The organism is Flaviaesturariibacter aridisoli (assembly GCF_004343705.1).
GTDB lineage: Bacteria > Bacteroidota > Bacteroidia > Chitinophagales > Chitinophagaceae > Flavisolibacter > Flavisolibacter aridisoli.
Map to the genome: position 1 here is coordinate 121294 of NZ_SKFH01000008.1, position 21438 is coordinate 142731.

7 protein-coding genes are annotated in these 21438 nt (G+C 61.1%); 6 read left to right on the forward strand and 1 reads right to left on the reverse strand.

Annotated elements, in window-relative coordinates; translation table 11 throughout:
• Positions 1 to 247 precede the first annotated feature (247 nt).
• Positions 248 to 8584 carry a PKD-like domain-containing protein gene (locus E0486_RS07395; RefSeq protein WP_131851514.1) on the forward strand — a complete coding sequence of 2779 codons (8337 nt, stop codon included), beginning with the start codon at positions 248 to 250 and terminating at the stop codon, positions 8582 to 8584.
• A gap of 18 nt (positions 8585 to 8602) precedes the next feature.
• Positions 8603 to 9595, forward strand: coding sequence for a PorP/SprF family type IX secretion system membrane protein (locus E0486_RS07400; protein WP_165917232.1), 993 nt, complete (start codon positions 8603 to 8605; stop codon positions 9593 to 9595).
• Between the two features lie 117 nt (positions 9596 to 9712).
• On the opposite strand, the gene kduI is transcribed toward E0486_RS07400, so the two are convergent.
• Positions 9713 to 10546: a 5-dehydro-4-deoxy-D-glucuronate isomerase gene (gene kduI, locus E0486_RS07405; RefSeq protein WP_131851516.1), complete on the reverse strand. Its 834-nt coding sequence runs from the start codon at positions 10544 to 10546 to the stop codon at positions 9713 to 9715.
• A 243-nt stretch (positions 10547 to 10789) separates the two neighbouring features.
• Here kduI and E0486_RS07410 point away from each other — a divergent pair, with 243 nt between their 5' ends.
• The 4 genes from E0486_RS07410 to E0486_RS18795 all read left to right on the forward strand — a co-directional run.
• A complete protein-coding gene (locus tag E0486_RS07410; RefSeq protein ID WP_165917233.1) occupies positions 10790 to 14029 on the forward strand; it encodes a SusC/RagA family TonB-linked outer membrane protein in 3240 nt (1079 codons plus the stop codon).
• Positions 14030 to 14050: 21 nt separating this feature from the next.
• On the forward strand, positions 14051 to 15892 hold the full coding sequence (locus tag E0486_RS07415; RefSeq protein ID WP_131851518.1) for a RagB/SusD family nutrient uptake outer membrane protein: 1842 nt from the start codon (positions 14051 to 14053) through the stop codon (positions 15890 to 15892).
• 19 nt (positions 15893 to 15911) lie between these two features.
• Entirely contained in the window at positions 15912 to 16667 is a 756-nt protein-coding gene (locus tag E0486_RS07420) for a rhamnogalacturonan acetylesterase (RefSeq protein ID WP_131851519.1), read from the forward strand.
• 23 nt (positions 16668 to 16690) lie between these two features.
• Positions 16691 to 21438, forward strand: a 4748-nt coding sequence (locus tag E0486_RS18795) for a pectinesterase family protein (protein WP_165917234.1), incomplete at its 3' end; no start/stop codon positions are given.

The following is a 21438-nucleotide window of genomic DNA, read 5'->3' on the forward strand; positions in this document are numbered from 1 at the left end:
CCTTTTTTTGTGCGCGAGCGCTTCAAAGCCTTTTGGGACGCGTCGCGCCGCGGGCGGTAACGTTCTCGGTAACGATTGCGTAAATAAAGTGTCTGCTAAGGGTTTTGCCCTGCGGAAAAAGGGGGTAAAATTAACCTGCGAAACTGCTTGTGTGGCGTCGGTATGACGCATTTTCTTACGATCCGATCCTGCTGAATTCCCGCTGCCCTTTCCCCCACGACCGACCAATCCGGAAAAGAACTGCTATATGGAAAATCTCCTGGCCCAAGCTCGTATTGCCCAAACCCTGCCTTCGACGAAACGCTGGAAAAAAGCCTTTGCCCTGTTGCTGTGGCTGCTCCCGGCCATTGCTTTTGCGCAAACTCCGTATAACTACAATTCCGAGGGTTTCGACGGGGGGCAGTTCCCGGCCTCTTCGGGCACGGCGCCCGCCACGCTGACCTATTTTACCACGGCTACCGGTAGCTGGGGCCTGTTCAAGGGGTACACCACCACGTCTTCCGACCCTTGTCCCAACGGTAACAACAACCGCGCGGTGCGCTTTCCGGCGAATGCCGGCGCTTACATCGTGACCCCTTACCTCGCCCAGGGCGCCGGTGTGGTGACCTTCAACGACGGCCGCACCAACCGGACCATCACCTACTGGACCTCCACCGACGACGGCGCCACCTGGAGCGCTCCGCTCACGGTCAGCACCGGTGCCAGCACCTGTATCGGTGCTACGCTCAACATCAACAACCTGGCTGTGAACCGGATGAAGTTCGCCAATATGGGTACGAACGATGCCGGCATCGATAACGTGCTCATCACGCCGGCCGGCATCAACCTTCCGTTTGTAACGACCACTACGGCCAGCGGCATTACGGTCATTACCGCCAACTCGGGCGGCAACGTATGGGCCGACGGCGGCGCCGCGGTGAGCGATCGCGGGCTCGTGTGGAGCACCGGCGCGAACCCTACGGTGGCTTCGAACAGCGGCATCACGCACAACGGAACGGGTAGCGGCACCTTTGCGAGCATTATGAGCGGACTAGCCGGCGGCACCACCTATTACTACCGCGCCTATGCCACCAACAGCGCCGGCACCGGCTATGGCACCGAATATTCTTTTACCACGCCACCGGCCACGCCCACGCTTATTGCCAACCCTACGTCGCTGGACTTCGGGATGCAGACCGTGGGCACTACTTCGCCGGTGATGAGCTTCACGCTGCAAGGCGTTTACCTCAACCCTGCCGTGGGCAACGTAACCATCACGGCACCGGCGGGCTATAGTATTTCTACAAGTCTTTCTACGCCCTTCGCCGCTACGGCAACCATTTCGTACACGGGCGGAACGCTGGCTTCGACAATGGTCTACGTACGGTTTACGCCAAGCGCGGTAGGTGCCTTGAACAGTAATCTTGCCAACAGCGGCGGCGGCGCACCCACCGCCAACGTGGCGCTGACTGGCGCCGGCGCTGCGAAACTCAATGGTGTGACCAATGTTGGGTTTGATTTTTGGACAGGCTTTGGATACCAGGAAAAAATGAGCCAGAAGTCGGGCAGTTCGGGAGAAGCGCTGTTGTCGCTGTACCTGTCGGTTCCTGACGGCGCTACCTCCGCTACCGTGGTGGTGGACCTTCCCGGCATCCCCGGCGCCTCCGGTTTCCCGCGCACCGTAACGGTGACGCCCGGCACGGTTACCGAAGTAACCGGGTTTCCTACGGGTGATGCATCAAGCCAGTACAATGCCGCCGGTCTTCCCGATACGCGGCTCTATTATACCGGTGTCAGCAACCGGGGTATCCATATTTATTCGACCAATGGGGTGCCGATCGCTGCCTGGATGCACTCGTACACCACGGGTAAATCTGCAGCCGGGGCTATGCTGTTTCCCACCAATACCTGGGCCTCCAACTACACCGTGCAGGCATACGGAGGGTACTCGAACAACTCCAACCCCAACTCGTTCTTCTTTGTGGTTGCGAAAGAGGACAATACCCCGATCTGGTTTACACCCAGCCAGGATGTGTTGGATTCGAGTGCCGCCACTCTGTTTACCGACGGACACAGTGCCGCAATGGTGAAATACCACGCCGGTGTGACCTATGGTCCTATTGTGCTTAATAAGGGACAGATCTTCAACGCTATGGGCTTTATCCAGGGCTCGGGTGGCGTGAGCGACAACAGTTCCTTTACCGGGAAAGCTTTCGGCCTCGATCTTTCCGGATCTACGGTTAAGACAGATTGCAGCAAATCGATCGCCGTTTTTGGTGGCAACGGCCGTTGCCTGGTGAACCAGAACGATTGTTTTAATGTTGTGGGGTCTGGTTCGGATCATATGATCCAGCAGATGTTTCCTTCTGTTGCCTGGGGCAAGCGCTACCTGACTGCCCCAACCCGTACAATGGAGTATAATATCTTCCGGATTAACGTAAGCGATCCGACCACGCGGGTGTGGGTGAACAACCCGGGACACACCACGGCACTCACGGGCCTGATCAACAACCTTTATTATGAAATCGCCAGCAGCGCTCCCCAGCTGATTGAAAGCGACAAGCCAGTTACCGTGTCTCAGTTTATCCTTGCCGGAGACTGTGCCGACCGGCATGGCGCCCGCGGACAGGGGGATCCGGAGTTCATCATCCTGAGCCCGGTAGAACAGGCGATCAGCAAGACGACCGTTTATTCGGCTCGTATTAAGAATACTACTTCGACCACTACCAACGGTCATTATATTAACGTGATTATTCCGCAAGGAGGCGTGGCCTCCTTCCGCCTCGATGGTGGCACCACCGCAGATCCGGGCGTACTGCAGTCGGGGCTCACAGGCACTGGTGGAACGGTGACTGCCTATGGAGGCGGAGCGGTTCAGCCGATCGCAAATATTTTCCAGCCGCATCCCCAGTTGCCCGGATATTCCTATGCTACGTTCCGTGTGTCGCCGGGTGCATCGCATACCCTTTATTCCGACTCGGCCTTCAATGCCCTCGCTTACGGCCTGGGCGACGGCGAAAGCTATGGCTACAATGCCGGCTCCTCGCTCAAGGATCTTTCACAGCAGCTGCTCACCAACAACCCCTTCGGCGTCACGAAGGGCCTTACCTGCAAAGACAATCCTTTCTACTTCCGCGTGGCGCTGCCCTATGCACCGGCCGACCTGGTATCGCTTACCTGGGACTTCAACAACGAGCCCACGATGACGCCCAACGCCAACGTGGTGCAGAACGCGCCGACACCCGACAGTACCTACAGCAGCGACGGCGTGCCTTATTATGTATACCGGATCGCCACGCCGTACAGCTTCTCGCAGGCCGGCACTTATTCATTCAAGGTGAAAGCCAATGCCCTTACCTCGGGCGGCTGCACCGGTGAAAAGGTTTACAACAACAGCATCACGGTGGTGAACGGCCCCGTGCCCTATTTCAACTTCACCGCCGGTACCTGCGGCAGCGCGGCGCTGACCTTCTCGGACGTCTCTACCTCCGACTCCACGGCAGTGACCTACTGGACCTGGAACTTCGGCGATGGTACTACGCTGGCTGATACATCGCACCTGCAGAATCCCGGCTATACTTACGGCAGCCTTGGCCAGTACACCATTACACTGAGCGCGGTTAACGCGGCGGGCTGTGTGGCCGATACGACCCGCACGATCGACCTCGCGGGCAACCTCAGCGCCGCGTTCACGATGGCACCCGTCTCGCCGGTATGCGCCGGCACAGCCGTGACCTTCACCGACGGATCCACGGCCGGCGGCACCTATGGCACCATCACCGAATGGACCTGGAACTTCGGCGACGGCAGCCCACCGGTGACTGCCACCAATGGCAACCCGCAGACACACGCCTACACCGCCGTGGGTACCTGGAACGTAACGCTCACCGTGAAGACCTCGCTGGGTTGCGTGAGCACCGCGTTCTCGATGCCGATCACGGTCAACGCCGTGCCGGTCATCAGCAGTAATTCTACGGGAACGATCTGCAGCGGCACCGCATTGGGCTACAACATCCTGAGCTCCGTGCCGGGCGCTACCTACAACTGGAGCCGCCCCGCCGTAGCCGGTGTTTCGAATGCCGCCGTCAGTAACCAGGCCGGCAACCCGATCAACGAGGTGCTGGTGAATACAACCAACGCAGCGGTCAGCGTCGTGTATACGATCACGGCCTCGGCCGCCGGTTGCACGAGCGCGCCCTTCACGTACACCGTAACGGTGAATCCTACCGCAACGGTCACCACTGCCGCTACGGGAACGCTGTGCAGCGGCGCTACGCAGAATTATACGATCCAAAGCAATGTAGCCGGAGCGACCTTCTCCTGGAACCGCCCCGCCGTTGCCGGCATCTCCAACGCGGGCGTTGTGGGCAGCAGTGCCAACCCGATCACCGAAGCGCTGGTCAATACGACCAATGCGCCGGTCGATGTGGTGTACACGATCGCGCCGACCGCCAACGGTTGTGCCGGTGTTACGTCTACGTATACTGTAACGGTATATCCCACGGCGACCGTATCCGGCGCTGCTACGGCCACGGTGTGTAGCAATGCACCGTTCACCTACAACCTTTCCGGCCCTGTTGCAGGGAGCAGCTTCTCCTGGAGCCGTCCTGCCGTGGCCGGGATTTCGAATGCGGCCGCGATCAGCCAAAGCAGCAACCCGATTTCGGAAACACTGGTCAACAGCACGTCCGCACCGGTGAACGTTGTGTACACGATCACGCCCAGCGCCAACGCCTGCGCCGGAACGCCGTTCCCGCTTACCGTGACGGTCAACCCGCGGCCAGCTGTAACAAGCGCTGCAACCGGATCCATCTGCGGCAGCAATGCGCAGAACTACAACCTGGCCAGCAACGTGGCGGGTGCTGTCTACAGCTGGGATCGCCCGGCGGTGAGCGGCATTTCCAACGCGGCCGCCGCCGGACAAACCGCCAACCCGATCACCGAGGCGCTCTTTAATACAACAACGTCGCCGATCGCTGTGCTGTACACCATCACGCCTTCCTTCGCCGGTTGCGCGGGCACGCCGTTTACCTACACCTTAACCGTCAACCCAACGCCGGTGGTGACGAGCGCCGCCATCGGCGGGGTGTGCAGCGGCCAGCCTCTTTCCTACAACATTACCACAACCGTTGCCGGCTCGAACTTTACCTGGAGTCGTCCCGCGGTGGCCGGTATTTCCAATGCGGCCGTGTCCAACAGCACCGCGAACCCGATCTCCGAAACGCTGGTGAATACGACCAGCAACGTGGTGGATGTAACCTACCAGTTGGTGACGTCCTTCAGCGGCTGCACCTCGCAACCTTTCAACTACGTGGTGACGGTTACGCCGACGCCTACGGTAACGAGCGCGGCGACCGCCAGCGTTTGCAGCGGCGCGCCCCTGAACTATATCATCACGAGCGGCGTTACCGGTGCTACTTTCAACTGGAGCCGTGCGGCCGTTGCCGGGATCTCCAATGCGGCCGTTTCCAACCAGACTTCCGCTACAATTGCCGAAGCCCTGGTGAATACGGGCAACACACCGGTAACTGTCGTCTATACCATTACGCCTTCGGCCAACGGCTGCACGGGCAATCCCTTTACGCTTAGCGTGACGGTGAACCCCACCGCTGTGGTAACGAGTGCCGCCACTGGTTCAGTCTGTAATAATACCGCCCTGAACTACAGCGTCACGAGTAACGTGAGCGGCGCCCTCTATTCGTGGAGCCGCCCCGCTGTAGCGGGTATTTCGAACGCGGCCGTAAGCGCACAAACCAATGGTCTCATCAACGAAACACTGGTGAACACCAGCAACGCGCCTATCGACGTGGTCTACAGCATCACGCCTACTTTTGCGTCCTGCCCGGGTACGCCCTTCACCTACACGGTGACGGTAGCCCCCACCGCGACGGTGACCAGTGCGGCCAGCAACAGCATCTGCAACAACAGCCCGCTCAGCTACACCCTGACCAGCGCTGTTGCCGGTGCCACCTTTAGCTGGAGCCGTCCTTCTGTACCCGGTATATCCAACAGCCCCATCAGCAACAGTGCCAGCAACCCGATCGCGGAAACGCTGGTGAACACTACCAATGCGCCCATCAGCGTAGCGTATACGATCACGCCTTCAATCAACGGTTGTGCCGGCACGGTGTTTACCTACACCGTTACCGTCAACCCGACACCGGCTGTCACGAGCGCCGCTACCGGCTCGGTTTGCGGCGGCACTGCTCTTGCCTATTCCATTACGGGCAGTGTGGCCGGCGGCAGCTTTGCCTGGAGCCGTCCTGCGGTGGCCGGTATTTCGAACGCCGCCGTCAGCGGGCAAACGTCCAATACGATCACCGAGACCCTGGTGAACACAACCACCGGACCCGTTGATGTGGTATACACGATCACTCCTTCTGCCAACGGATGCGCCGGTGCGGCCTTTACCTATACCGTAACGGTCAACCCCACGCCCGCCATCAACACGGCGGCAACAGGTGCAGTATGCAGCGGTCAGCCCCTCAGCTACCTGGTGAGCAGCAACGTACCCGGCGCCACGTTTACGTGGAGCCGCCCGGCCGTGGCGGGTATTTCGAACGCCGCGCTGAGCGGTCAGGCGAGCAACCCCATTGCCGAAACGCTCACCAACACGACTACCAATACACTTAATGTGACGTATTCGATCGTGGCCGCCTTCGGTGGCTGCAGCGCGGCGCCCTTCACCTACACGGTGACGGTAACGCCCGCCCCGACAGTCACCAGCGCTGGTACGGCAACGGTGTGCAACAACAGCGCGCAGAACTACAGCATCACAAGCACCGTTACAGGTACGACCTACTCCTGGAGCCGCGCCGCCGTGGCCGGCATCTCGAATGCAGCCGTGAGCGGGCAAACGTCCAACACGATCACCGAAGTGTTGGTAAACACCACGAACGCGCCCATCGACGTTACCTACGTGATCAACACGGCGGCTAATGGTTGCCCGGGCGCGGCCTTCAACTACGTGGTGACGGTGAACCCGACAGCGGTAATTACTTCTGCCGCGGCGGGAACGGTGTGCAGCAACAGTGCGCAGGCCTATGCCCTCACGAGCAACGTCGCCGCTGCCACCTTTAGCTGGAGCCGCCCGTTTGTAGCGGGTATTTCTAATGCGGCCGTTTCGAACCAAACATCGGCTTCGATCACGGAGGCGCTGCAGAATACCACAACGGCGCCGCTCAACGTAACCTATACCATCATCCCTTCCATCGCCGGTTGCGCCGGTACGCCTTTCACCTACACGCTGACAGTAAACCCGACCGCTTCGGTAACGAGCGCTGCTTCGGCCGCCCTGTGCAGCAACAGCATGTTTACCTATCCCATTACCAGCGGCGTGAGCGGAACGACCTACACCTGGAACCGCCCCGCGGTGGCCGGTATTTCGAATGCCGCCGTCGTGGGCAGCCCGGCCAACCCGATTGTAGAAACACTGGTCAATACAACCAATGCGCCGGTGAATGCCGTGTATAGCATCACGCCTTCGGCCAATGGTTGCGCGGGCACGCCGTTCACGCTTACCGTGCGCGTCAACCCCGAGCCGGTGATCACGAGCGCCGCCACCAAAGCGGTGTGCAGCGGGGCGCCGGTCAACTATCCGATCACCAGCAATGTGGCCGGCGCCAGCATCCTGTGGAGCCGCCCCGCGGTAGCCGGTATCTCCAATGCTGCGGCAACGAACCAGTCCAGCGCCGTCATCAACGAAGCGCTGGTGAACACGACCAATGCGCCGATCGTTGTGGCCTATACCATCACACCGGCCACCGGCACCTGTGGTGGCGTACCCTTCACGCTCGATGTGACGGTGAACCCGGCGCCCGTAGCTGCGTTTACCGTGAGCCAGGGCAGTCAATGCGTCAGCGGCCCCGTGAGCTTCACGGCCCTGCCCTCCACGCCGGCCATCACGGTCTACTCCTGGAACTTCGGCGACGGCAGTGCGGCTTCCAGCGCCACCGCGCCTTCGCACACGTATTCGAACGGTGGCCAGTACAACGTTGTGCTCACGGGCACGAGCGCCGCGGGCTGCCAATCGGTATCGGCACCGCAAGTGGTAAACCTTCTGCCGCTGCTGCCGCCGCCGCACATCACCTTCACCGCCACACCGGGCTCCGTGCTCTTCAAATGGGATTCGATTCCGATGCCGGGCCTGAGCTACGAGGTGTCGGTCGACGGCGGCGCCAGCTGGGGCGCGCCCTCAGGCGCCTTCAGCCAGCTGCTCGACGGCCTGCAGCCGCTGCAGACGGTAATGATCCTTGTACGCGTAAATGGTACGGTGGCCTGCCAGCAAAACAGCTCGCTGCTTTCGGCCATCGTGCCGCTGCCGGATGTGGGCATCTTCGTGCCGAATACGATCAGCCCCAACAACGACGGACGCAACGACAAGTTGCGTGTGCTGGGCAACAACATCGTGCGCGTGCAGCTGAAAGTGTTCAACCAGTGGGGCCAGCAGCTCTTCGCCTACGAGGGCAAGGATGCTTCGGTGGGCTGGGATGGTACCGTGGGTGGCACGCTGCAGCCGGTGGGTGTATATGCCTATGCTGTGCAGGTGACGCTCAACGACGGACGCGTCGTAACCAAAAAAGGCCTCTTCAACCTGATCCGATAACCGACAAACGGTATGAGTATGAAACGATTCTTTGCTATGGGCATTCTGGCGCTGGCGCTGTCGCAAAATGCGCAGGGCCAGGTAGACCCGCACTTCTCGCAGTTCTTCGTGTTTCCCGGATGGGTGAACCCCGCTTTCACCGGCGCTTTCGACGGCACCTACCGCGTGTCGGGCGTCTTCCGCAGCCAGTGGCAGTCGATGGCCGGCGGCTTCAAAACCGTGGGTTTTTCCGCGGAGGCCAACACCAACCGCAACGTGGCTTTGGGTGTCAACGCCTTCCAGCAAACTACCGGCACGGGCTATACCTACCAGCAGGTGAACGCTTCCTTCGCCTACAATGGCGTGACCTTCGATCCCGACGGCTACAAGGTGCTTTCTTTCGGCCTTCAGGCCGGCTTCATCAGCCGCCGATTCGATGCGTCGAAGTTCCAGACCGAAGACCAGTGGAGCAACCTCACGGGCTATAACTCCACGATCCCCAGCGCGGACCTGCTGACGGCCAACAGCTCGTCGGTGTTCGACGCAAGCGCGGGCGTGATGTACATGGACCTGACCGAAGACAAGAAGATCAACCCGTATATCGGCTTCGCGGTGCACCACCTGACCTCGCCGGAAGAATACTTCGTGAGCCGCTCGGAGAAGACGAAGATGCCGATGCGCCTCACGGGCCACGTGTCGCTGGGTATCAATGTGTCGGAGTTCACGGTCGTAACGCCGTCGGTGCTGTACCTCCGCCAGGGCACGGCCGAAGAGCAGGTGCTGGGCCTCAACGTGCGCCACCGCGTGAGCGACGACGTGTCGTTGCTGGGAGGCGCGAGCTACCGTGTCAACGACGCCTTTGTGCCGTTCGCGGGGCTTCAGTACGGCAACTTCAAGATCGGCGCCAGCTACGACGTCAACGCATCCGACATCGGTAAAAACGTGGCCAAAACGAACAGCTTCGAGGTGTCGCTGAGCCTCATCTTCAATAAAGGTGAAGACAACCGCTACCTGCGCTGCCCCACTTTCTGATTTCAGATCTCAGATTCCGGACTTACGATTCAAATCTGAAACCCGGAATCCGAAATCAAAAATATCTGTGTGTGTGTTCGAAAAACAAAAAAGACCGCTTTTGCGGTCTTTTCCTTTTTAGCGAAGCTCGCCGAGCGGCACCGGGTCCATGTCGGTGAAGGCCTTGTTCTCGCCGGCCATCGCCCAGATGAAGGAGTAGGCCGCGGTGCCCACGCCGCTGTGGATGCTCCAGGGCGGCGACACGATGCCTTCTTCGTTGCGGACGAGGAGGTGCCGCGTTTCCTGCGGCTCGCCCATCAGGTGCACGATGCGCTGGTCTTCGGGCAGGTCGAAGTAGAAGTAGGCCTCCATGCGGCGGCCGTGGGTGTGGGCGGGCATTGTGTTCCAGATCGAGCCGGGCTTGAAGTTGGTGACACCCAGCACCAGCTGGCAGCTCTGGATACCGTCGGCGTGGATGTATTTGTTGATGGTGCGCTGGTTGCTCGTTTCGGGGGCGCCCAGCTCGGCGGGCAGCGCTTCGGCGGGGCGCATCAGGCGGGCCGGGTAGGTATGGTGCGCCGGCGCCGAGAAGTAGACGAAGCGCGCGGGCGTGGCGGCGTCTTCGGAAAGGAAGCGCACGTCGCGCGAGCCCATGCCCAAGTAGAGGCAGTCGAGCTTTTCGAGGCGGAAGCGTTCGCCGTCGGCCTCCACGATGCCGGTACCGGCGGCGATGTTGAGGATGCCGATCTCGCGGCGCTCGAGGAAGAAGGCGGCGCGGAGCTCCGGGTGCGCCTCGAGGGGGAGGGGCGCGGCGGTGGGCACGGCGGCACCCACGATCATACGGTCGTAATGGGTGTATACCGCGCGTTGGTCGCCGGGACGGGTCAGTCCGTCTAAAAGGAACTGTTCCCGTATTTGTTCGGTATTATATTGACGAAAATCGCGCGGGTGGACGGCGTGGAGGAATTTCATATTGCGGGACCCTTTTGGCGGGTCGATGCAAAATAGGCATTCGGAACGCCCGTGCACAGGGGTTTTTCGGGAGGCGCTGCTGCAAACGTTACCGACAACGATTGCGTAAAAAAATAGGTTTGCGCCGCTTGCCCACCCGGATTATGTAATTAGACTTGCTAGGGGAAGTAGTTTGGGACCGCTATGATCCGCCCCTTCACGATTGCCCGGTCTCCTCATGTAAACGATACCACAAGCTTGCTTATGAAAGCAAAATTCTTTCTCTCCGTATTCTGCTGCCTGTTTGCGCTGATGGCCTGGAGCCAGACCCGTACCGTCAGCGGCCGCGTGCTGACCGACAGCACGCGCGAGGCACTTGCCGGCGTTACCGTTACCCTGAAGGGTACGAAGCGCACCCTGCAAACCGACAACAAAGGACAGTTCAGCATCGAGGTGCCCGACAAGGGCGCCGTGCTGGTGTTCACCTCGGTGGGCTACAACCGCCAGGAGATCAACGTTGGCGGTCGCACCAGCCTTGAGATCGCACTGACCACTTCGTCGACCACCCTCACCGATGTGGTGGTGGTGGGCTACCGCACCGTGCAGCGCCGCGACCTGTCGGCCTCCGTGTCGTCGGTAGGCGCCCGCGACCTGAAAGATATTCCTTTGAATTCCGCGGCCGAAGCCCTCAACGGCCGCCTCGCCGGCGTTACGGCTACCACGGCCGAAGGCTCGCCCGACGCCCAGGTGCGCATCCGCGTACGCGGTGGCATGTCGATCACCGGCGACAACTCGCCGCTGTATATCATCGACGGCGTGCCGGTAGAAAATGCCCTGTCGACGATCTCGCCGCAGGACATCCAGTCGATCGACGTGCTGAAAGACGCCGCCGCCACTGCCATCTATGGCTCGCGCGGCGCCAATGGCGTGATCATCATCACCACCAAGGGCGGCCGCGCCGGCCGCGCCGTAGTGGGCTTCAACACTTTCTATGGTGTGAAAAAGCTCGCCAAAGAACTCGAGGTGATGAGCCCCTACGACTACGTGTACTACCAGTCGGAGCGCTCGCGCGGCTCCAGCACCGACAGCAACAACTTCGTGACCAACTTCGGCGCCTGGGATAAGATCGGGCAGTACCGCGGCGTTGGTGCTAAGGACTGGCAGAAAGAAGTGTTCGGCAACACCGGCTATCAGACGACTTCGAACGTGAACCTGTCGGGCGGCAACAACAAGGTGACCTACAACTTCGGGTACACCTTCAACGGCGACAAAGCCGTAGTGCGCAAGTCCGATTTCAACCGCCACCTGGTGAATCTGAAGGGCGATTACAAGATCACTTCCTTCCTCCGCTTCGGTCTCAGCGGCCGCTACTCGCTCCAGAACGTACGCGGCGCGGGTGTTTCCTCGGAATCGGGCTCGGCTTACAACCGCCTCCGCAACGCCGTCAAGTACCGTCCCTTCCTATCGGACGGCATGACCGAAGACGAGCAGGATCCGCTGGCCGATCCCAATGTGGGCAACAACCTGACGCTGACCAACCCGCTGCTGCTTGCCAACGCCGAATACCGCCGCAAGACGACGGAAAACAAGAACGCCACGGCCACGCTGACCTTCAACATCACCAAGAACCTCACCTTCCGCTCCGTATTCGGCTACGACCGCAACGGAGTGATCGACCGCCAGTTCAGCGACTCGCTGAGCAACCTGTCCATCATCCAGGGCAGCCGCAAGCCGGTGGCCGGCCTCGATACCACCTACCGCACCACGATGACGAATTCGAACGTGCTCATCTACACCCTCAAGGGACTGAAGAAGAAGCACGACCTCGACTTCATGATCGGTGAAGAAACCGTGGACGAGCGCTTCGAAGCCCACCGCAACCTGTTTCGCAACTACGCCAACGGTACCGCCTACAACGACGCCTTCAAGAACACCGATAAGGGCGAGCCGTTCGCAGGCTACCCCCGCTTCCAGGAAACACGCGCCACGCTGTTTTCCCTGTTCGGCCACGTGGGCTACGGTTACAAGGACAAGTTCCTGTTCAGCGCCAACCTGCGCGCGGACGCCTCTTCCAAGTTCGGCGCCGGCAAGCGCACGGGCTACTTCCCTTCGGGCTCGTTCGCCTGGCGCCTCAGCAAGGAGCAGTTCCTGAAGAACGTGCGCGCCATCAGCGACCTGAAGCTGCGCCTCAGCTACGGTAAGATCGGCAACAACCGCATCGACAACTACCAGTTCCTTTCCATCTACAGCAACAACGGTACGTATTACTACGGGGTGAACGGACAGCCGGTGTACGGCACCTACCCGGTATACCTGCCCAACGAAGACCTGCAGTGGGAATCGACCGTGAACCGCAACGTGGGTCTCGACATCGCTTTCGCCCGCAATCGATTCAACCTGAGTGTTGACTATTACTACAATACGTCCGACAAGCTGCTCCTCTTCCGCCAGATCGACCCGACCTGGGGTTACAGCGGACAGCAGCAGAACATCGGCGCCACCACCAACAAGGGCGTGGAGATCCAGCTCGGCGCGCAGATCGTGAAGAACAAGGCGTTCAGCTGGAATGCCAACTTCAACATCTCGTTCAACAAGAACCGCGTGGACGAGCTCGCGCCCGGCCAGACGCAGTTCTTCCCCGCCGCCAGCTGGGGCGTTTCGGGCCAGCCCACCGACTACCTCGTGCGCATCGGTGAGCCCGTCGGCTCCATGTACGGACTCGTAACGGACGGCTTCTACACCACCAATGATTTCAACTGGGATCCCGCCACGCACATCTATACGCTGAAGCCTGGTGTGGTGAACAGCGGCGGTGTCACCGGCGTTGCCCAGCCCGGCTCCATCAAGTTCAAGGACCTCAATGGCGACGGCAAAATCGACCTGGACAACGACCGCCAGATCATCGGCAACCCGAACCCCAAGTTCACGGGCGGCCTCAACCAGCAGTTTACCTACAAGAACTGGGATGCGAGCATCTTCGTCAACTTCTCGGTAGGCAACGACGTATACAATGCCAACAAGATCGAGTTCACCAACGGCTACGCCAACAACGCCAACATGCTGGCGATGATGGCCGACCGCTGGAAGGTGGTGCTGCCCAACGGCCAGACGGCACAGTGGGTAGAAACCCGCACCATCGCCGGCACGGCCCAGCAGGTAGTGCTCGGTGTGTCGCCCGAAGAATTGTCGCGCCTCAACGCCAACGCCACCATCTGGCAGCCGTTGAAAGGCACGGGCGCCTTCTACCCGCACTCCTGGGCGATCGAGGACGGCTCCTTCCTGCGTCTCAACAACGTGACCCTCGGCTACTCGGTGCCGCTGCGCGACGCCTTTATCAAGAAGCTGCGGTTCTACTTTACCGGCAACAACCTGGCGATCATCACCAACTATACCGGTTACGATCCGGAGGTGAGCGTGCGCAACAACGGCCTCACGCCCGGTCTCGACTACTCGGCCTACCCGAAGAGCCGCAGCTACATCTTCGGTATCAACGCATCTTTCTAAAATCACGCTGACTCTAGCTATATGAAGACGAAGTTTTCCCCCAAGCTCCTCCTGGTATCGACCGCCTTCCTCGGCCTCGGACTCGCGGGTTGCAAGAAATATTTGGATCAACGCCCCATCACGGAGCTGAGCACCGAGACGGTATTCAACGATGTGCCGGGTGCTTATGGCGCGCTGATGGGCGCCTACAGCCGCCTCGTAGGCGACAACGGCTACGGCATCCGCCTGAGCCTTTACTACACCGTGGACAACGACGAAACGCAGGGGCCCACGGGTAACGTAGGAACCAGCGACAACGACCGCCGCGACATCGCGCGCTACCAGGCTACCGCCGGCAACGCGCAGCTCTCCGGCCCCTTCAACCAGCTGTTCCAGGGCATCGAGTTTGCCAACCAATGCATCGACAACATCCCGCAGATGGCGAAGTATACGGGCGGTACCGAGCAGGAAAAGGCGCAGCTGCGCCGCATGTACGGCGAGGCACTGACGCTCCGCGCGCAGTTTTACTTCGAAGCGATCCGCAACTGGGGCGACCTGCCCGCGCACTTCACTTCGGCCAAGAACGAGGTGACCGACAACCCCAACACGACCCGCGCAGACCGCGATACACTTTACAACCACATTCTCGCTGACCTGCTCACCGCGGAAAGCCTCGTGCCCTGGCGCAACGAGGTGGCCAGCATTGGCGACGCCCCCAACGAGCGCATCACCAAGGGTACCGTGAAAGGCCTGCGCGCCCGCATCGCCCTCTTTCGCGGCGGCTACTCGCTGCGCGCCAGCCGCCAGATGGAGCGCCGCGCCGACTACACAACCTACTATCAGGTAGCCCGCGACGAGGCGAATGACATTATGCAGTCGGGCCAGCACGCCCTCAACCCGAGCTTCCGCGACCTCTGGAAAAACCAGGTGGGCGCCCGCGTATCGGTGGACCCCCAGGGGGAACTCATGTTCCAGGCCAGCGGCATTGGGCTCAGCGGCGCCGAAGACACCAAGCTGGGTTATTACAACGGCCCCACGGTGAACGGTTTCGGCAACCGCGCCATCAACATCCTTCCGACGTTCCTCTATGCATTCGATCCTTCCGACCTGCGCCGCGACGTGACCATTGCGCCCTACATTGTAGGTGCCGACGGCGTGTCGAAAACCGGCCAGGCCATCACCGCCATCAATGACGGCAAGTACCGCCGCGACTGGATCAACCCGGTCATCGCAGCTACGAGCCAGGCCCAGTACTTCAGCCTGAAGTGGCAGATCCTGCGCTATGCCGACGTGCTGCTGATGTTTGCCGAAGCGGAGAACGAACTGAACAACGGCCCCACCGCCGCCGCTTACAACGCGCTGAATATGGTGCGCCGCCGCGGCTTCGGCAAGCCGGTGAGCACTCCCGACCCCAGCGTGGACCTGCCCGCCGGCCTGGGCAAGAATGCTTTCTTCGACGCCATCGTTAAAGAACGCTCGCTGGAGCTGGGTGGCGAGGGCGTGCGCAAGTTCGACCTCCTCCGCTGGAACCTGTTGGGCACGAAGATCCAGGAGACGAAGACCGCGCTCGATCTGATGTCGAAGGCGCAGGCGCCGTACAACAACCTGCCCGCACGGATGTATTACCGCAACGGCGCAACTGCCGATGACGCTTCGATCTTTGCCAACTCGTACTACGGCGCTTCGCCGACCTCGGCCCCCGCGGGCACCACGGCGGTCAACTGGGTGGTGGCACCGACTTCGTCGACGCCCATCAACGCCATTGGCACAACTGCGCTCGCCCGCTACGCGCTCGGTTTCACCCCTGGCCGGTCGGAGCTGCTGCCGATCCCGCAGGCCGCCCGCGACGCCAACCCCCTGATGACTCAAAACCCCGGATACTAAGCGCTTGCGCTCCTGCTGTATGAAACGTGTGACACTCCTGCTTTGCTCGGCACTCCTGCTGGCCTTCGCCCTTCCGCCGCGCAAGACCAAGGTTTACCTGATTGGTGATTCTACCTGCGCCAACAAGGAAGTGCGCGCCTATCCCGAAACGGGGTGGGGGATGCCCTTCGCCTACTTCTTCGACTCCACGGTGGAAGTAGACAACCGCGCAAAGAACGGCCGCAGCACCCGCACCTTTATTTCCGAAGGCCTGTGGCAACCCGTTGCCGACAACCTGCAGGAAGGCGATTACGTATTTATACAGTTTGGCCACAACGACGAGTCGAAAGAAAAGACCGACCGTTACACGACCCCCGAGCAATACAAGGCCAACCTGGAACGCTTCGTGACCGAGACGCGGGCTAAAAAAGCGATCCCCGTTCTGCTCACTCCGGTGTCGCGCCGCAAGTTCGACGACAAGGGCGCCGCCGTGGAAACCCACGCGGAGTATGCCCCGCTGGTGAAGGAAGTGGCCGAAGCGCTCAACGTGCCGGTCATTGAGGCCGATGCCCGAACGAAGGAGCTGTACCAGCAGTTCGGAACCGAAGGCTCGAAGCTGCTGTTCCTGCAGCTCGAGAAGGGCGAGCATCCCAATTATCCCGAAGGAAAAATTGACAACACGCATTTCAACGAGCTGGGCGCCCGCAAGGTGGCCCAGATCATACTGCAGGGAGTGCGCGAGCTGAACCTCGGCCTCGCCCAGCACATCCGCAAACCTGTTGACCCGAAAAAATGATTTCTCACGCACAATCTGCATCTATGCAAACCAATGCTACACTTGCTTTCCTGAATCGCACCCGGCGTACGGCGGCCCTCTTGTTTGGCTGCCTGCTGGGCGTCTCCGCCGTACAGGCGCAGCAGCCGGCTTTTCCCGGCGCTGAAGGCGCCGGCCGCTTTGCCTCGGGCGGGCGGGGCACCAGCAGCACGCTGACTACCGTGTTTGCGGTGACCAACCTGAACGACAACGGCGCCGGCTCGCTGCGCGCCGCCCTCGAAGCAAGCCAGGCTTCGGCACCCTACCGCACGATCGTATTTCGCGTGGCGGGCACCATTCACCTGAACAGCCCGCTCTCGATCAAATCAAACGTGACGCTGGCGGGCCAGACGGCTCCCGGCGGTGGCATCTGCATCGCCGACCAGCCCGTGCTGATTGCCGGCAACAACGTAATTGTGCGGCACCTGCGCTTCCGCCTCGGCGACAAGAACAGCGCGGCCAACAACGGCAACGACGATGCCCTCGGCACCAACGGCAACAGCTACAAGAACGTGATCATCGACCACTGCTCCGTCAGCTGGTCGGCCGACGAGGCGCTGTCGATCTACAGCGGCGACAGCACCACGCTGCAGTGGAACTTCATCACCGAGCCGCTCAACTACTCCTATCACAACGAAGGTTCGGGCGTCGAAAACCACGGCTACGGCGGCATCCAGGGTGGTAAGAAGATGTCCGTGCACCACAACCTCTATGCACACTGCTACAGCCGCACGCCCCGCTTCGACGGCGTGCGCAACCTGTCGCCCAACACCCCGGGCCTCGAGAACGTAGACTTCGTGAACAACGTAATCTACAACTGGGGCACCAACAACGTGTACGGCGGCGAAGGCGGTAACTACAACATCGTCAACAACTATTACAAGTACGGTCCTTCCACCAACAGCGGCGTGAAGTTCCGCGTGGCCAATCCTTATAAGCAGAACAGCGGCCCCGCCATCCCCTACGGTAAATACTATATTAACGGCAACTATGTGGACGGCTCCACCACCAACACCGCCAACAACTGGCGCGGCGTGACGATGGACGGCGGCACCGCTGCCGATACGACGCTCGCCAAGGTGACGACGCCCTTCAGCATCGTGCCCGTGACCACGCAGGACGCCGCTTCGGCCTACAGCCTCGTGCTGCAGCAGGCCGGTGCTACGCTGCCCGCCCGCGACACGCTCGACCAGCGCATTGTGAACGACGTGATGAACCGTACCGGCCGCATCATCGACGTGCAGGGAGGCTACCCGCACAATACGCCCTATGCTACGACCACCGGCGCCTGGCCCGGCCTCTCTTCGGGTACCGCACCGGCCGATACCGACGGCGACGGCATGCCCGACAGCTACGAAAACGCCAACGGCCTCAACGCAGCTTCCGCCGCCGACCGCGGCGTGGTGGCGGCCAATGGCTACACCAACCTCGAAAACTACCTGAACAGCATCACCACGGCACCTTCCTTCTCGGTATCGGGCAACCTCACCGGCTTCGCCCAGACCGTAGGCAGCGCCTCGGCCTTCAAGACCTTCAGCCTGAGCGGCACCAACCTGACCTCGGATGTGACCGTGACGGCGCCCGCCAACTTCCAGGTATCGGCTAATGCCAGCACCTGGAACGGCACTGCCACGATCCCCGTCTTGAACGGAAACCTGTCGACGTCGACCGTATATGTACGGATGAACGCCGCAGCCGCCGGCTTCTATTCGGGCACGATCGCGAGCACGACTTCTTCCATCACGCAGAATATTTCGGTAGACGGAATCGCCGTAGCAGCGCCTGCGGGCGTATCGGTAACCGTTGCCAAAGACGGCACCGGCAACTACAGCACCGTGCAAGCTGCCATCGATGCCTATCCCACCGGCGCCGGCGCGCCCACGGCCACCACGCCCTACGTGATCTACATCAAGAACGGCCGCTACCGCGAGAAGATCGTCATTCCTTCGGGCAAGCCCTTCGTCCAGCTGGTAGGGGAGAGCGTCGCTAACGTGATCCTGTATTACGATGACCCCGCCACCGTGCTCGGCACCTCGGGCTCGGCGAGCCTGACGGTTAACGCCACTGACTTCTCGGCGATGAACATCACCTTCGCTAACTTCTTCGGCGATGGCTCGCAGGCCGTGGCCGTACTCGTGAACAACGACAAGGCGGCCTTCAAGAACTGCCGCTTCCTCGGCAACCAGGATACGCTGTACCTGAAAGGTGCCGGCAACCCGCGCGCTTATTTCAACAAGTGCTATATCGACGGAAACGTGGATTTTATCTTCGGATCGGCCATTGCCCTGTTCGACTCCTGCACCATCTTTCCCAAGGCGCGTACCGCTTCGGGCAACTCCTTTATCACGGCCGCCAACACACCCACGGGCCAGAACTACGGTCTCGTGTTCCGCAACACCCGCATCGCCGACAACGCGGCCACGACCTATTTCCTGGGCCGTCCCTGGCAGAACACCACGACGGCTTCGCCGCTGGTGCTGAACAACCGCACCACCTTCCTCAACAGCACCATGGGCTATTCCATCGCGCCGGAAGGGTGGGTGACCTGGGATGCCACCACCAACACCGCCGGTATCGATTACGGTGAGTATGCCAGCAAGGACTTCACCGGGGCCACCGTGAACACAGCCAGCCGCGTATCGTGGTCGCAGCAGCTCAGCGCCGCACAGGCCGCCGGCTACACCAATGCCGCACTCTTCGGCACCTGGGATCCCTGCGCCGTTACCGCGCAGATGTGCACCTACCAGGCTTCGCCGATCGCCGTATCGAACTTCCGCGGCTCCAAGGGCGCCAACACCGCTTCGATCGACTGGAACATTTCCTGGAACCAGCCAGGCATCACCTACGAGCTGTATCGTTCCACGACCCGCAACGGCGGCTACAGCGTGGTCGATACCCGTGTGAATCCCAACGACACGCTGTATTACTTCCAATACACCGACGCGCTGCCGACCTCGGGCACTGCTTATTACTATTACCTCATTGCTTCGAAGCCCGGCTTCGCCTCGCATACGACCGATACGGTGACGATCTCCAACGTGCAGACCATCAACGTAGCCGGCGCCCTGACGCCCTTCACGCAGAACATCGGTACGCCCTCGGCGGTGCAGTCGGTTTCTGTTTCGGCCGCCAACCTTACCGACGACCTGACCATCACGCCGCCGGCCAACTACGAAGTGTCGAGCAACGGCGCTACCTGGTTCAACAGCAGCAACCCGCTGGTGCTGACGGCTACGTCGGGTGCTATCGCCGCCACGCCGATCAGCGTGCGCCTCAATTCGCCCTCGCTGGGTGCCTGGTCGGGCGACATCGTGCTGAGCAGCCCCGGCGCCACTTCGGTGAACGTGCCCGTGACCGGCAACACCGCGATCATCGTGCCCGTGACCGAGCAAGTGCTGCAGTGGTGGCCGATGACGCAGAACAATACCGACTCCGCTAACGTTCGATCGGTAGCTGTTGCCCCGAGCACGACGCGCTTCGGTAAGCTGGTTCCCTCCAACGGCACCACCGTTGCCGTGGTTCCGCCCTACAGCGTGCAGCGCGGTCAGGCGCTCAGCGCCACCCCCGGCGGCGATGGCCTCTGGTCCACCGCGGGCGGCGGCCCCGGCGGTAACCTCAACCGCACCTTCTACGAGCAGTTCGTGGTGAAAGCCAACACGACGCACCGCCTCGTTGTCGATTCCTTTATCATTACGTCCGCGTTCTACAACTCGTCCAGCAGCACCAAGCTCGGTGTGGTCTGGTCAAAGACAGGGTTCGCAACCGACTCGGCCAACGTCAGCACCAACCCGGGACCGTTTACCAACCCCATCCTGCTGAACAACCAGACCTCCGGGCCGACCGATAACTACCGCCTGGCACTGAACGGCACGACCGGTGTGACGGTGGAGCCCGGCGACTCGCTGACGATCCGCATTTACTTCAGCTGCTCTTCTTCGACGGCCGGCCGCTACGCGCTGGTGAAAGACGCCATCGTGAAAGGCGTTCCCATCGATACGTCCATCCACCCGCCGGTTATCACGGCAAACCCCGCCACCCTTCCGGCGTTCACGCAGACGCTTGGTATTCCTTCAACCCCGCAGAGCTATACGCTGTCGGCTACGAACATGACCACCGCGCTGCTGGTGCTGGCCCCTGCGAATTACGAAGTGTCGCTCGACGGCAACACCTGGTACAACAGCGTTACCCCGATCGTGATCGAACCGGTGTCCGGCATCATTGCCAGCCGTACGGTGCAGGTGCGTCTCAACGCCCCGGCCGTAGGAGCTTACTCGGGCAACGTGCGCAACACGGTCGCCGCCGGCACCAACGCCAACGTGGCCGTCAGCGGTACCACCGCCGCCATTCCCACGATCGTGACCACGAGCAGTATGGGGCCCTTCTCGCAAACCCTTGGCTCTCCTTCGGCCACGCAGACCTATACGGTGCGGGGCCTCAACCTGACTACCGACCTGGTGATCGCGCCCCCGGCCGACTTCGAGATCTCCGCAGACGGCGGCACTACCTGGTTTACCAGCAGCAGCCCGCTGACGCTGACCCCTGTTTCGGGATCGGTTGCCAGCACCACGATCACCGTGCGCCTCAATGCGCCGGTATCGGGCTCCTACAGCGGCAACATCGGCCACACGAGCAGCGGTGCCACTACGGTGAACGTTCCGGTAACGGGCATCACCTCGGGCACGCCGACGCTCATCAGCAACGGCTCGCTGAACCCCTTCAGCCAGACGGTGGGCACGCCTTCGGCCGTGCAGAC

What these genes read in the sequence shown, in the direction of transcription:
- E0486_RS07410 (WP_165917233.1), top strand. Translation starts at nt 10,790, where the DNA reads ATGAAAGCAAAATTCTTTCTCTCCGTATTCTGCTGCCTGTTTGCGCTG.
- E0486_RS07420 (WP_131851519.1), top strand. Translation starts at nt 15,912, where the DNA reads ATGAAACGTGTGACACTCCTGCTTTGCTCGGCACTCCTGCTGGCCTTC.
- E0486_RS07415 (WP_131851518.1), top strand. Translation starts at nt 14,051, where the DNA reads ATGAAGACGAAGTTTTCCCCCAAGCTCCTCCTGGTATCGACCGCCTTC.
- E0486_RS07395 (WP_131851514.1), top strand. Translation starts at nt 248, where the DNA reads ATGGAAAATCTCCTGGCCCAAGCTCGTATTGCCCAAACCCTGCCTTCG.
- kduI (WP_131851516.1), bottom strand. Translation starts at nt 10,546, where the DNA reads ATGAAATTCCTCCACGCCGTCCACCCGCGCGATTTTCGTCAATATAAT.
- E0486_RS07400 (WP_165917232.1), top strand. Translation starts at nt 8,603, where the DNA reads ATGAAACGATTCTTTGCTATGGGCATTCTGGCGCTGGCGCTGTCGCAA.